This window comes from Streptomyces sp. NPDC019937, from assembly GCF_040631655.1.
In the GTDB taxonomy this organism is placed as follows: domain Bacteria; phylum Actinomycetota; class Actinomycetes; order Streptomycetales; family Streptomycetaceae; genus Streptomyces.
On the sequence record NZ_JBEYAL010000018.1, the window covers coordinates 103,683 to 116,157 of the forward strand.

Below are 12,475 nucleotides of genomic sequence, written 5' to 3' on the forward strand. Positions count from 1 at the left end.
TGCGGCCCGTTGCGGGGCAGCCACACTATAGGCCGAAAGCGCTGGCTGAACAGCGACCTTACGCGGGCTGCGGGCCGCCCTCCTGCACGTCCTTCTCCAGGTCCTTCTTCATCTGGTCCTCGTTCGGGATCGCCCCGCCGAAGCGGCGGTCGCGGGAGGCGTACTCCAGGCAGGCGCGCCACAGGTCGCGACGGTCGAAATCCGGCCACAGGACGTCCTGGTAGACCATCTCCGCGTACGCGCTCTGCCAGATCAGGTAGTTCGAGGTGCGCTGCTCGCCGGACGGGCGCAGGAAGAGATCCACGTCCGGCATGTCGGGGTAGTAGAGGTACTTCGCGAAGGTCTTCTCGTTCACCTTCGACGGGTCCAGCTTGCCCGAGCGGACGTCCGCCGCCAGCGCCTGCGCCGCGTCCGCGATCTCGGCGCGGCCGCCGTAGTTCATGCAGAAGTACAGCGTCATGGCGTCGTTGTCCTTGGTCTGCTCCTGCGCGACCTGGAGCTCCTGGGCCACCGACTTCCACAGCTTCGGCATCCGGCCCGCCCAGCGGATGCGGATGCCCAGCTCGTCCATCTCGTCGCGGCGGCGGCGGATGACGTCACGGTTGAAGTTCATCAGGAAGCGCACCTCGTCGGGCGAGCGCTTCCAGTTCTCGGTGGAGAAGGCGTAGAGGGAGAGGTTCTTGACGCCGATCTCCAGGCAGCCCTTGAGCACGTCCAGGACGACGCCCTCGCCGACCTTGTGCCCCTCCGTGCGCGGCAGCCCGCGCTCCTTGGCCCAGCGGCCGTTCCCGTCCATCACGCAGGCCACGTGGTTCGGCACCAGCTCGCCGGGGATCTTCGGCGGGCGGGCGCCGGACGGGTGCGGGTCCGGGGCCCGGTACTCGCGCCGCTGTCGGCCCAGAATCCCGCGTCGTGCCATGGCTTTCGCGTCTCCTCGTGTACTTCGTTGCCGTGTTGCTTCGTGCTACTTCTCTACGTACCGGAGCGACCTCAGGCCCCGCTCCAGGTGCCAGTGCAAGTACGCCGCGACGAGCCCGCTGCCCTCCCGGGCGTGGCGCGGCTCGCATGCGTCCGCCGTCTCCCAGTCCCCGGTCAACAGCGCGCCCAGCAGCGTCAGCGACTCCGCAGAGGGTACGACGCTTCCGGGCACCCGGCACTCCCCGCAGATGACCCCGCCCGCGCCGACCGAGAAGAACCGGTTCGGACCGGGCATCCCGCACTTCGCGCAGTCGTCGAAGCTGGGTGCGTAGCCGTTCACGGCGAGTGAGCGGAGCAGGAACGCGTCCAGGATGAGATGCGGCTCGTGCTCCCCGGAGGCCAGGGTACGCAGCCCGCCGACGAGGAGCAGATACTGCTGCACGGCGGGCTCGCCCTCATGATCGGTGAACCGCTCCGCCGTCTCCAGCATCGCCGTCCCGGCGGTGTAGCGGGCGTAGTCGGCGACGATTCCGCCGCCGTACGGAGCGATGGTCTCACTCTGCGTGCACAGCGGCAGCCCGCGGCCGATCAGCTCGCCACCGCGGGCGAAGAACTGCACGTCCACGTGGGAGAACGGTTCGAGGCGCGCGCCGAACTTCGACTTCGTACGGCGCACCCCGCGGGCCACGGCCCGGACGCGGCCGTGGTTGCGGGTGAGCAGGGTGATGATCCGGTCCGCCTCGCCCAGCTTCTGGGTGCGCAGCACGATGCCGTCGTCGCGGAACAGACTCATGCGGCTCATTGTCCCTCAGCGGGACAGGTGGTCGATCCGCCCGGCCTTGGCGGCCCGGGCCAGCGCCCGGAGGGCGGCGGGGTCGTGGCGATCACGGTCCGGACAACGTCGCACCCGTGCGGGGTGGGCCCAGGTCGCGGTAGGCCGCGCTGCCGCGGGCCGTGGCGGCCACGGCCCTACCGCTTGCCAACGTCAGAAGGTGGGGTAGCCGGCGCAGCTGGCCGTGCTCAGGCGACGCACCGAAGAGACCTTGTCGCCGAAGTTCCACGGCTCGCTGTGCAGATCACGGATGTACCGGCCGGGGGTGAGGCAGTAGCGCCGGTCCTTGTAGTTCTTGTCGTCGTAGAGAACCCACGCGAGGGAGTCCTCGTTCTTGGCCGAACTCGCCTTGTCGCCTTCCGAGGAGCCGAGGTTGGCGATGCTGGAGCTGTGGGCCCACACCGTCCCCGTGAGGCTCTGGTCCCTTCCGAGCAGCAGGTGTCCCGCGGCCGCTTCGGCTTGTGCGGCCGGGGCCGTCGCCAGAATCGCCGTCGTCGCGGCGGCCGCGACCAGCAGTGCGGTCATCGTCTTCATGCGCGTGCTCCCCTTCGTGGACTGGCCGGATCATCTCGGCTACATGTCCTATTGCGTTGATTCATCACGAATTCTGCCGCAGAGCATTCCTCCCGATGGATAGGTATACCGGCCAAAATGGGATGACCGGGACGGCCCGCCGGTCAGCTGCGGTTCAACATCCGCGTGACGCCCGCCACGACCGCCGTCGTCAGCACCCAGCCCGCCGCGATCAGCACGTAGGCGAGCCATTGGACGGGGGCGGACGGCCAGTACCAGGCGTTGCGCTGGCCCAGGCCGCCGACGGGGATCAGCAGGTCGAGGGTGTAGACGAGGGGACTGAACGGGGCACCCTCGCCCGGCTTGACCGGTTTCGGGTGCGCGGCGCGGAAAACCGCCGTGCCGAGCAGGGTGAGGGCCGTGAGCCAGAGCCCGGCGAGCCAGGGGCGGTATCCGTAGCCGACCGTCGCGTCCAGCAGTCGGCCCCAGGCGCGGCCGAGGGGGCGCAGGGTGGCGCGGCGGCGGCGCTGCTTGGCCAGCAGGACGGCGCGCGCGTCGTCGTCGTGGCCGATGGCCTGGTAGATGGCGGCGAGTTGCTGGTACGGCTGCGGGCGGTAGCCGTCGGGGTCGCGCTCGACGAGGGCCAGGCAACGGTCGGCGGGCAGGTGCGGCTCCAGCGCCCGGTAGGTGAGGCCGTCGAGGCGGAGGGCGGGCGCGGACGGGCCGGTCGGGAGGTGCGGTACGTCGAGGCGGCCGTGGCGCAGATCGATGGCGCCGTCCCAGTGCGTGGCGCGCAGGTCCAGTTCGGGTACCTGGAGATGCCCGGCGGCCAGCGCATGTCCCGTGGGGTGCTCGACCGTGGCGTCCCGGAAGCTGACGGCCCGGCCCACGGTGGCGTCCGTCAGGACGATCGCGCCCTCGGCGCGGAAGCCGTCGCCGCAGTCGATACGGGTGCCGACCTGGATGCTCTCGGCGCACAGGGCGTCGCCGCCGGGGTGGTGGAGGTACGCGCCCTCCAGACGCAGCGCCTCCCCCACCCGCGCTTCCCGCAGCCGTATCTCGCCCTCGGCGCGGAACCCCTCCCGGCCGACGATGCCGCTGGCGGCCTCCAGCCGCGAGCCGTCGAGGGCCACCCCGCCCGGGTGGGACAGCCACGCGCCCTGGAGGAGCAGGCTGCCGTCGATGCGGGCGTTCGCCAGGTTGACCATGCCCCGGATGCGGGTCCGCATCAGGTCCAGGTTGCCCGCGACCGTCGCGGTGTTGATCGCGAGCCCCGGCAGATACGACCCGCCGAATCCGGTGACGCGCAGCGCGGCCCCGTACAACTGGGGCGCCTGCTCGAACCAGCACTTCTCCAGCCGCAGCACGCAGCACGCCTCCGCGAAGACCAGCTTCAGCCGCCCCGTCACCCGGGCGCCGACGAGGTGGACGACCGGGGTCTCGCCCGGTCGGGTGTCGGCGCCGCCGAGGAGCAGGGTGCGGATGACCTCCGCCCGTACGGTGCGCTCGGGGCCCCAGCCGGGGCCGTCCGTCTCGGGCTCCTCCGCCGTCGCGGCGCCCCGGACATCGACCTTGGCGCCGGTCGCGAACGCTTCACGGAGTCGCCGCTCCGGCTCGGTGAGCACCATGAGGCAAGTACGCCTTGACAATTGGGAATTGTCAAGGCGTACTTGCCTCATGACGCTTCCAGACCTGGACGATCTCATCGCGGAAGTCGACCGGATCTGCGACACCGCACACCGCCCCGGCGGCCAGGAACAGCCCGACTGGCTCGCGCTGCTGACCGCGGCGGCCGGAGTGTCCGGACAACTACAGGCGCTGGCCGACGACTTGGTCGAGGATTACGTCGAACACTGCCGCATGCACGGCTGCTCGTGGACCGACATCGGGACGGCGCTCGGCGTGACCCGGCAAGCGGTGCAGCAGCGCTTCCACGCGCCCCACAAGCGCTACGCACCGGAGAACATGACCGACGGCCTGCGCCAGGCGATGACGCATGTGAAACGGGCTGCGGTGCAGCACCGCAACAACTACATCGGGACCGAGCACCTGCTGTGGGGGCTGACCGCCGAGGAGAACAGCGCCACGCGGCTGCTGTCCTCGGCGGGGGCCTCCCCCGCCGAGGTGCACCGGCGGGTCGGCGCCCGGCTGAGCATGGGCGCGTCACAGGCGGCCGAACGGATCGCCTGGACCCCGTACTCCCGTAAGGCCATGGCCATCGCCGAGGAGCGGGCGGAGAAGGCGGGGTCGGCGCGTATCGACTGCGACCATCTGCTGCTGGGCCTCGCGCGGATCGACCGCGGGGTGGCCGTGGCGGTGCTGAGCGAGGCGGGCGCCGACACAGCGGCCCTGGGCGGGGGCGGGGTGGAGGCCGAGGGGCTTCCGGCGTCGGACGCGTAACGGCTTCGGCGGGGCCGTCACCGGTCCGCCGCGGCCGCGGCGGACTCCCGGCCCGCGCCCGGGGTTCGTTCCGCGGGGCGCTGGAGCTGCCAGACATCGGCCGGGGGCAGGTTGGCCCACACCGTGCTGCGGCCGGTGGCGTAGTGGCGCTGGTAGTCGGCCAGCACCTCTTCAGCGGCCTGCTGCCGCCGCGCCTGGGCCCGGGAGGCCAGCGAGAGCAGGGTGCGGGCCTGGCGGCTGCCGCGGTACGCGAAGTAGGCCAGGACGCCGCCGGGGCGCAGCAGCTCCAGATACCGGCCCATGATCGCTTCCACCTGGTGGGGGGCGAAGTTGGCGAAGGGCAGGCCCGAGATGATCGCGTCGTAGCGGTGGCCTGTGTCCAGCTCCTCGACATACGCGTGGTGCACCCGGGCCTGGCCGGGCTGTCCGGCCAGGCTCGGGTGGGTCCGGACGAGGTGGCGCAACCGGTCGGTGAAGCGGGAATTAGCCTCGACGATGTCCAGGCGGCTGCCCGCCGGGAGCTGGTGGATGAGGGAGCGGGTGACCGAGCCGGTACCGGCACCGGCCTCCAGGACGTTCAGCCGCCGCCCCGCCTGAGAGCGCACCGGTTCGGTCAGCGCATGGGCGAGCGCCCTGCCGCTGGGGGCGAGGGCCCCGGTGGTGCGGATGTCCCGGGCTGCCTCGAGGAAGAACATCCAGCCCCCGGCAGCGCTCTGCGCGAGGACACGATCGTGCGAGGTGGTGGTCGAGTCGTCCATGGCACGACGCTACAAACCGGCCAGGTTTTGGCCATTGCTTCGACGTGTGACGGTGCCCACCCCCGGCAGCGGGCGTGTCGGTACGGAAGACCACCCCAGGGTATCCGGACGGGCGACTTCCGGTCGCTCCGGGGCGAGTTGGCGGGGAATCCCGAGGGACGGGTACGCGGGCGCGCACGGGCACCGCGCCGGTGGCCCTCCTCACACTGGCCCCGGTCACGACGGTCCATCGACCCACCGTGTCCCCTACCTCACGGTACGCACGGCCGCCCCGGTGCCGAGGGAGATGTCACGGCCTCGTGCCGGACCGGGCCTCGTCCGGTCACAATCCGTGCCGGGCGGGACTTGGGAGGCGGTGGAGCGGGGCGGGTTGCGCACACTGGATGCCACGGAACCGATACCGGGGAGGGCGCCATGGCGGCTGGTTGCCGCGATTGTGCGAGGTGTACGAAGTCCTGGCTGGGACGGGTGCTGGAGAACGCGGCCGTGGGGCTGATGCATCTGTGCACGATCGGCATCAGCTATCTGATCAAGAGGGGCTTAAGGCGGCACTGTCCGCAGTGCGGGCACCTGCTGTCCCGGCACGCGCGCAGGGCGGACGGCTCCTTCCGGGACTAGAGGGCCGCGGTCCGCTCCGCGATCCAGCCCGCCATCGCCCGTACGCCGAGGCCGATGGCGCGCTCCTCCGGGGCGAAGTCGGGGAAGTGCGGGTAGGCGGCCGTGATGGGTGCGCCGGGGGTACGGACGCCGAGGAAGGTGTACGTGCCGGGCACGCGGTCCAGGTAGAGGGCGAAGTCCTCGCCGCTGAAGGGCGGGAACGCGGCATGAAGCTCGATCACCGCGTCCCTGCCGACTGAGCGGCGCAGACGGCGGGCGAGCCGGTGGGCGTCGGGTTCCGGGCAGACCATGGCGGGGAACGGCTCGGCCGGAAAGCTCACCCCGGCCCCCGCGTACGACGTGGCCAGTCGGCGGATATCCGCGCGGACCTCCCGGTACCGCTCCTCCGGCCGGCAGCGGGAGGACACGCTCACCGTGTCGTCCCGCGCGGTGGCCCGGACGGCGACGAACCGGGCCAGCGGCCCGCCCGGCGCCTGGGCGTCGGCGACCAGCCGCTCCAGCTGCGCCACCGCCGCCTGCGCCACCGGCTGCTGCCGGCCGCCCGCGGCGGCCCGCCCCGGGGCCGGCCACCGCGCAGGGGTGGGGGCAGCCCTTCGTCGGGGGCGCGTCGGGGTGGTGCCGGGGGTGGGTCAGGGATCTTCCGGAGGCCGCGGGGGCGCGGCTTCGGCAGAGTCCTGATCAGGCCGGAGCGACCGGCCGATCATGAGCCCCGTGGAGCGCCCCGACGTGAATCCGCCCGTGAATCCGTCCTTACGCCGTCCCTCACGCCGTACCTCGTGGAGAGCCCTCGCGACGGCCACCGCGCTGCTGGCCGTCGTATCGGCAGGTGCCGCCGCCCCGGCCATGGCGGCGCCTGCGGTCACGTCCGCGCACCACGCGCCCGTGCCGCCGCTGGACGGAAAGGCGCTCCAGCGGGCGCTGGACGAGTTGCCGAAGCACGAGGTCAGCGGGGCGCTCGCCCGGGTCTCCGGCCGTGACGGGCGGTGGACGGGGACGTCCGGCGTCGGGGATCTGCGGACCGGGAAGCCCGTGCCGTCGAACGGGTCGTTCCGGATCGGCAGCGCCTCCAAGGTGTTCGCCTCGACCGTGGTGCTCCAGCTGGCCGCCGAGCACCGGCTGAGCGTGGACGATTCCATACAGGACCATCTGCCCGGCCTGCTGCCCGACAGGTTCGACAAGGTGACCATCGGCCAGCTGCTGAACCACACCAGCGGGCTTCCCATCGACGCGGACGCCGGCAAGGAGTTCTGGGGCGACGGGACGAGCCGGTGGTTCGTGGACCACCGCTTCGATAGCTGGCCCATCGAGCACATCGTCAAGACGCTCGTCGGCGACAACGCCCCGATGTACACGCCGGGGAGCGCCCAGACCTACAACGGGGTCAACACCTTCATCGCCGGGCTGGTCGTCGAGAAGGTCACCGGGCATTCGTTCGCCGACGAGGTACGGTCCCGGATCACCCGGCCGCTGGGGCTGAGCCGGACCTACGTCCCCAAGATCGGCGACGCGCGGCTGCCCGGGCCGCACTCCCATGGCTATCTCACGGTCACCGGGGCGGACGGCGGCAGCCGCCGGGCCGACATCAGCGAGCAGGCGGCCTGGCCGTGGGCGGAGGGCGGCATGATCTCCACCGCCGCCGACCTGGACCGTTTCATGACCGCGCTCTTCCGCGGCCGTCTGCTGCCGCCCGCCCAGCAGAAGCTGCTGTTCACCGTCCCGGATGTGCCCAACGTCGAGAACAAGAACTGCGCGCAGAACCCCGACCCCGAGCAGAACAGGGCCTGCTACAGCATGGGGTTGATGAGGGTCAGGCAGGACGGCCAGGAGATGTGGGGCAAGACCGGCTCCCGCCCCGGCTACACCAGCGGCATGTTCGCCACCCGTGACCTCAGCCGCCGCCTGGTCTACTCGGTCAACCCCACGACCCTGACCGGCGCCGAGAGCCCGTACGTCACCCGGCTGGTCCTGGCCGCCTTCCTGCCCACCGATCAGACGCGGCCTCAGACGCGGTCGAACGGCTCGGCGTAGGCGAACGGCCCCTTGAGGGTGGGCTGATACGCGGTCAGGGGGCGGACCTGGAAGTAGTCGCCCCAGGCCGGGTCCGGGGCGCTGATGCCGTACGCGGCCGCCGGGCGGAAGCCGAAGCGGCCGTAGTACGCGGGGCTGCCGAGGAGGGCCACCAGGGACTCGCCGAACGCGTCGGCCGCACCCAGGACCGCGTGCATCAGCGCCAGGCCCACGCCCCGGTGCTGGTGGGCGGGGTGGACGCTGAGGGGGCCGAGCCCGAGAGCGAGATCCGGGCCGACGTGGCCGCGGGTGCACACCACATGGCCGACCACCTCACCGCGATCGTCGGCCGCGACGAACGACAGGGCCGGTAACCAGGCGTCGCAGGTGCGGAGTTCATCGAGGAGGGTGACCTCGACCGGGACCGCGGCCTCCGATTTGCCGAACGCCGCCGCCGTGACGTCGCGGATACCGGCGATGTCGGAGGGGGTTTCTCGTCGGATCAGCATCGGCACAGGATGCGTGTCCATCGGTGGTCGGGGCAAGCACATTTGTGCGGTGCGGAACTTCCCCGGGCATCTCAGCTCGCCCGGGCGCGGGCGTCGAGGGCGCGTTCGGCCCGGACGTACGTCACGTCGTGATCGGCGAGGACGTTCGCGGCGACGCCGGGGCGGGCGAGGAGGGCGAGCAGCAGGTGTTCGTCGCCGATGTGCTTGTCGCCGCGGCCGAGCGCGATCCGCAGCGACCGTTCGAGCACCGACTTGGCCTCGGGGTCGAAACGGCCGCGGGAGCGGCGGCGGCGCGGGGCGGCGGCCAGGGCGCCGACGCCGTGTTCCTCCTCCACGCGGGAGACGATCGCGTCCACATCGATGCCGAGCCCCGCCAGCGCCTCCGCGTCGGCCTGCGAGATGCCGCCGCGGCGGCGGACGTCGGCGAGGGCGCGTTCGATCGAGGCGCGCCGCGCGGTGGCGCCCAGGGTGGCCAGGACGTCGGCGGCCGGGCTGTCCGTACGGTCCGCGCGCTCCGTACGGTCCAGGAGTGCGAGCAGCAGCTCGGGCTCGCCGACCGTGGCGCCGCCCGTCGCGTCCGCCCGCCGTACGGCTCCGCGGACGACCTCGCGGGCACTGGTGGTGAGCCTCTCGAACATCAACGCCTCCCATGCTTCTTGTGAACCGCCTGGCGGCTGACGCCCAGTTCGGCCGCGATCTCCTGCCACGACCAGCCCTTGGCGCGGGCGCTGCGCACCTGTACGGCCTCCAGCTGCTCCAGCAGCCGGCGCAGCGCGGCGACGGCGCGCAGTCCGACGCGGGGGTCCCGGTCGCCGGCGCGTGCGGCGAGATCCGTTGCTTCGGTCATGCCGTCAATGTATGTTGACACTCGGATGGCGTCAACCCTGATTGACAACCGTGGCGGTAATTGGTTCGACGCGGCATCGGCGGCTCCGGCAACCTCTCGCCATGGACCCCCACCACTGGCCCCTCTACGGGCTCCGCCTCCGCACCCCGCGCCTCGAACTGCGACTTCCCGACATCCCCCGCACCGACGAGCTGGCCGCCGTCGCCGCGAGCGGGGTGCACGATCCGGCGGAGATGCCGTTCAGCGTGCCGTGGTCCGACGCCGCCCCGGAGGAGCGCGGGCGGGCGACGTTCCAGCATGTGCTGCGCACGATCGCCGAGTGGCGGCCGGAGGACTGGACGCTGAGCCTCGCCGTGCTGCACGAGGGCACGGTGATCGGACGGCAGGACCTGCTCGCGGCCGACTTCGCGGTGACGCGGGAAGCGGAGACCGGCTCCTGGCTCGGCACCGCCCACCAGGGGCGGGGCTTCGGGACGGAGATGCGGGCGGCGGTGGCGCACCTGGCGTTCGCCGGGCTGGGGGCGCGCAGCCTCACCTCGGGCGCGTTCGTGGAGAACGGGCGCTCGCTCGGCGTCTCGCGCCGCCTCGGCTACCGCCCTGACGGCCTGCGGACGCTCGCCGTACGGGGCGAGGCCCGGACGCTCCAGCGGCTGCGGCTGGACCGCGCGGCCTGGGAGGAGCGGCGCACCGTGCCCGTCGAGGTGCGGGGGCTGGAGCCGTGCCGGGAGATGTTCGGCGCGGCCCCAGCCCCCGAGCGCCCCTGATGCGATGATGCATGGCCCGATTTACGGTGGTTCGAGGGGGCCGCGACGACCCGTGGAGGTGGCATCACATGGCGGGCAAGTTCGAAATCTATGAGGACAAGCGCGGCAAGCACCGCTTCCGTCTGAAAGCGGGCAACGGCGAGATCATCGCGGTCGGCGAATCGTATGACTCCAGGTCCGCGGCCCAGAAAGGCGTCGAGTCGGTCAAGAAGAACGCGCCCTCGGCCGAGGTCAAGGAGATCCCGACCGAAAAGGCGTAGGACCGTGCGCACGGCCCGCGAAGCCGCGGGAAGCGCGGCGGGGCCGCGGTAGCCGCGCCGTACGGCCGACGGCGTCCGTACGGCGCTCGCTACGCTCCCGTGCGTGACCGAACCCCCGATATCCCAGGCTTGGACGGCGGCTCGCGCCCGGCTCCGGCGGGTCCGCACCGCAACCGCGCGCTCCTGGTCGCATCCCCGGCTGAGGTGGCCCAAGCGCGTCGTGGCGGCCCTCGCGGGGTGTCTGCTGCTGTCCCTGCTCGCCGCCGGGATCGCGCTGCGGGTGAACTACGCGGGCGATCCGGAGCCCGGCACCCGCACCCGCGGCCGGGACGCGGTGTGGCTCGGCCACGCCTGGGTGGACGGCCGCAACGGCGACGCCGAACTGGCCTCCCTGGCCCGGCGGATACGCGGCACCGGCATCCGCGACCTCTACGTCCACACGGGCCCGCTACGGCACGACGGCGCCCTGCCCGCGCAGCGCTACCCGCGCGCCGGGTGGCTGCTGAAGGCCGTCCACCGCGAACTGCCCGGCGTCCGCGTACAGGCGTGGCTCGGCGACGTCCTGGCCACCGAGGGCCCGACCGGGCTGCGGCTCACCGACCCGCACAGCCGGGCCCACGTGGTGCGCTCCGCCCGCCAGGTGCTCGACGCGGGCTTCGACGGCGTCCACTTCGACTTGGAGCCGCTGCACTCCGGCGACCGCGACTACCTCACCCTCCTCGACGACCTCCACGCCCTCACCCGCGCTCGCCGCGCCCCGCTCTCCGTCGCCGCCCACCAGATCGACCCGCTGCCCGCCCTGCACTCGGTGGCGGGCTTCTTCACCGGCCACCCCAAGTGGTGGTCACAGGCGTTCTTCGGACAGGTGGCGCGGCGGGTCGACCAGATCGCGGTCATGTCGTACGACACGTCGACGCCGCTGGAGAGCCTGTACGGCGGCTACGTGGCCCAGCAGACGGAACTCGCCCTCCAGGCCACCCCACCGGGAACCGACCTCCTGATGGGCCTGCCCGGCTACCACACCAACAACTGGACCCACCACGCCTGGGCCGAAACCGTCCCCGCCGCCCTCCGCGGCACCCGCCTCGGCCTCGGCCGCGAGGACCGCCGGCGGCAGCGGTTCGGGGTGGCCCTGTACGTGGACTTCGCCGCCACCCCCGCGGACTGGGCGGCGTACCGCGAGGATTGGGGCACGCCGGAGGCGGACTGAGGGCCCTAGAACGCCGCCCGGGTGGCGGCCAGGAGGCGGGACGTGTCGTCGGGGCAGATCATGAGGGCGCGGCCGACCGTTTCGAGGACCGCGCGCTCGGCGGGGCGGTAGGGGCCGTCGGCCACGGCGATGCGGGCGCCCTGGAGGAGGATCGCCTCGCGGCCGGTGGGGGCGAGGTGGGGGGCCAGGGGTTCCAGGGCCTCGTGCAGTTCGATGGCCAGCGTCGTACCGCAGGGGTCGAGGCCGTCGCGCTCGCCGGTGGCGGCGCCGGGCAGGCGGCCAGTGTCGGCGGCGAGCGCCTCGATGAGCGCGAGGAGCTGGCCCTCGTCGCAGTCGGCGAACCCTGCGGCGCGCACGGCGGAGACCGCCACCTGCCGCACCGCCGTGGCCTCGGTGCCGCCCGCGGCGAGGACCGCGAGGGCGACGGTGTGCACGGCGTCGCGCAGCATCGCGGAGAAGCGGGTGGTGGTGGGGTGGTCCAGGGCTTCGGTGCCGAACCGGGTCGCGCAGGCGGCGCATTCGACGACCGGCGCGACCGCCCCTCGGGGCAGCAGCGGCAGGCCGAGCACCACGATGCGGCGGCGGCCGGTGCGGCGGCGGTAGTTGCGGTCGCCTCCGCAGTCGGGACAGAAGAACTCACCATCGCCGACCGTCCGCCACAGGGTGCGGACGCCTACCACACACCGGTCCCGGTCACGGTGGGCTCGCGCGTGCACCACGTCACACCTCCATAACGCTTCGGCCACGTTGCCGCGTTGACGTGATGCTAGCCACATCCATGATGTGCCGTCAGTACCCCGAACGGAGACAACAGGCCAAACACGAGGCCCCGCCCACCT

Annotated in this window: 15 protein-coding genes and 1 pseudogene; 6 read left to right on the plus strand and 10 right to left on the minus strand. The window is 72.5% G+C overall.

The genetic code is table 11. The annotated features are described in order from the left end of the window. Positions 1–58: 58 nt before the first annotated feature. From ABZ562_RS19915 to ABZ562_RS19930, 4 genes are all read right to left on the minus strand, one after another. Positions 59–919, minus strand: a complete 861-nt coding sequence (locus ABZ562_RS19915; RefSeq protein WP_361481099.1) for an isoprenyl transferase — start codon at positions 917–919, stop codon at positions 59–61. A gap of 45 nt (positions 920–964) precedes the next feature. Continuing rightward, positions 965–1,711: a DNA repair protein RecO gene (recO, locus tag ABZ562_RS19920; RefSeq protein ID WP_361481102.1), complete on the minus strand. Its 747-nt coding sequence runs from the start codon at positions 1,709–1,711 to the stop codon at positions 965–967. 192 nt (positions 1,712–1,903) lie between these two features. Continuing rightward, on the minus strand, positions 1,904–2,284 hold the full coding sequence (locus ABZ562_RS19925; protein WP_361481105.1) for a beta/gamma crystallin-related protein: 381 nt from the start codon (positions 2,282–2,284) through the stop codon (positions 1,904–1,906). 143 nt (positions 2,285–2,427) lie between these two features. Then, positions 2,428–3,891: an oxidoreductase gene (locus tag ABZ562_RS19930; protein ID WP_361481108.1), complete on the minus strand. Its 1,464-nt coding sequence runs from the start codon at positions 3,889–3,891 to the stop codon at positions 2,428–2,430. 49 nt (positions 3,892–3,940) lie between these two features. Here ABZ562_RS19930 and ABZ562_RS19935 point away from each other — a divergent pair, with 49 nt between their 5' ends. Then, on the plus strand, positions 3,941–4,663 hold the full coding sequence (locus ABZ562_RS19935; protein ID WP_361481111.1) for a Clp protease N-terminal domain-containing protein: 723 nt from the start codon (positions 3,941–3,943) through the stop codon (positions 4,661–4,663). A 17-nt stretch (positions 4,664–4,680) separates the two neighbouring features. Here ABZ562_RS19935 and ABZ562_RS19940 read toward each other — a convergent pair whose 3' ends face one another. Then, positions 4,681–5,421 carry a methyltransferase domain-containing protein gene (locus ABZ562_RS19940; protein WP_361481114.1) on the minus strand — a complete coding sequence of 247 codons (741 nt, stop codon included), beginning with the start codon at positions 5,419–5,421 and terminating at the stop codon, positions 4,681–4,683. 468 nt (positions 5,422–5,889) lie between these two features. Between ABZ562_RS19940 and ABZ562_RS19945 the strand changes: the two genes are divergently transcribed. Continuing rightward, positions 5,890–6,039 carry a hypothetical protein gene (locus ABZ562_RS19945; protein WP_361481117.1) on the plus strand — a complete coding sequence of 50 codons (150 nt, stop codon included), beginning with the start codon at positions 5,890–5,892 and terminating at the stop codon, positions 6,037–6,039. On the opposite strand, the pseudogene ABZ562_RS19950 reads toward ABZ562_RS19945, so the two are convergent. Continuing rightward, a pseudogene (locus ABZ562_RS19950) lies at positions 6,036–6,545 on the minus strand (amidohydrolase); the annotation flags it as partial. The gene ABZ562_RS19945 and the pseudogene ABZ562_RS19950 overlap by 4 nt on opposite strands. 205 nt (positions 6,546–6,750) lie before the next feature. On the opposite strand from ABZ562_RS19950, the gene ABZ562_RS19955 reads away from it, so the two are divergent. Next, positions 6,751–8,067 (plus strand): serine hydrolase domain-containing protein, encoded by a 1,317-nt coding sequence (locus ABZ562_RS19955; RefSeq protein WP_361481119.1) that lies wholly within the window; start codon positions 6,751–6,753, stop codon positions 8,065–8,067. On the opposite strand, the gene ABZ562_RS19960 is transcribed toward ABZ562_RS19955, so the two are convergent. From ABZ562_RS19960 to ABZ562_RS19970, 3 genes are all read right to left on the minus strand, one after another. Continuing rightward, a complete protein-coding gene (locus tag ABZ562_RS19960; RefSeq protein ID WP_361481121.1) occupies positions 8,040–8,555 on the minus strand; it encodes an N-acetyltransferase in 516 nt (171 codons plus the stop codon). The two genes, ABZ562_RS19955 and ABZ562_RS19960, sit on opposite strands and share 28 nt — an antisense overlap. Positions 8,556–8,626: 71 nt before the next feature. Then, positions 8,627–9,193: a Clp protease N-terminal domain-containing protein gene (locus ABZ562_RS19965; protein ID WP_361481124.1), complete on the minus strand. Its 567-nt coding sequence runs from the start codon at positions 9,191–9,193 to the stop codon at positions 8,627–8,629. Further along, entirely contained in the window at positions 9,193–9,402 is a 210-nt protein-coding gene (locus ABZ562_RS19970; RefSeq protein ID WP_055553048.1) for a helix-turn-helix domain-containing protein, read from the minus strand. Before ABZ562_RS19970 ends, ABZ562_RS19965 begins: the two co-directional genes overlap by 1 nt. Positions 9,403–9,503: 101 nt before the next feature. Between ABZ562_RS19970 and ABZ562_RS19975 the strand changes: the two genes are divergently transcribed. From ABZ562_RS19975 to ABZ562_RS19985, 3 genes are all read left to right on the plus strand, one after another. Beyond that, positions 9,504–10,166 (plus strand): GNAT family protein, encoded by a 663-nt coding sequence (locus ABZ562_RS19975; protein WP_361481127.1) that lies wholly within the window; start codon positions 9,504–9,506, stop codon positions 10,164–10,166. A gap of 68 nt (positions 10,167–10,234) precedes the next feature. Further along, a complete protein-coding gene (locus ABZ562_RS19980; RefSeq protein WP_361481130.1) occupies positions 10,235–10,426 on the plus strand; it encodes a YegP family protein in 192 nt (63 codons plus the stop codon). Positions 10,427–10,529: 103 nt separating this feature from the next. Continuing rightward, positions 10,530–11,636, plus strand: coding sequence for a hypothetical protein (locus ABZ562_RS19985; protein ID WP_361481133.1), 1,107 nt, complete (start codon positions 10,530–10,532; stop codon positions 11,634–11,636). Between the two features lie 5 nt (positions 11,637–11,641). Here ABZ562_RS19985 and ABZ562_RS19990 read toward each other — a convergent pair whose 3' ends face one another. Then, a complete protein-coding gene (locus ABZ562_RS19990; protein WP_361481136.1) occupies positions 11,642–12,355 on the minus strand; it encodes a TerB family tellurite resistance protein in 714 nt (237 codons plus the stop codon). Positions 12,356–12,475 lie beyond the last annotated feature (120 nt).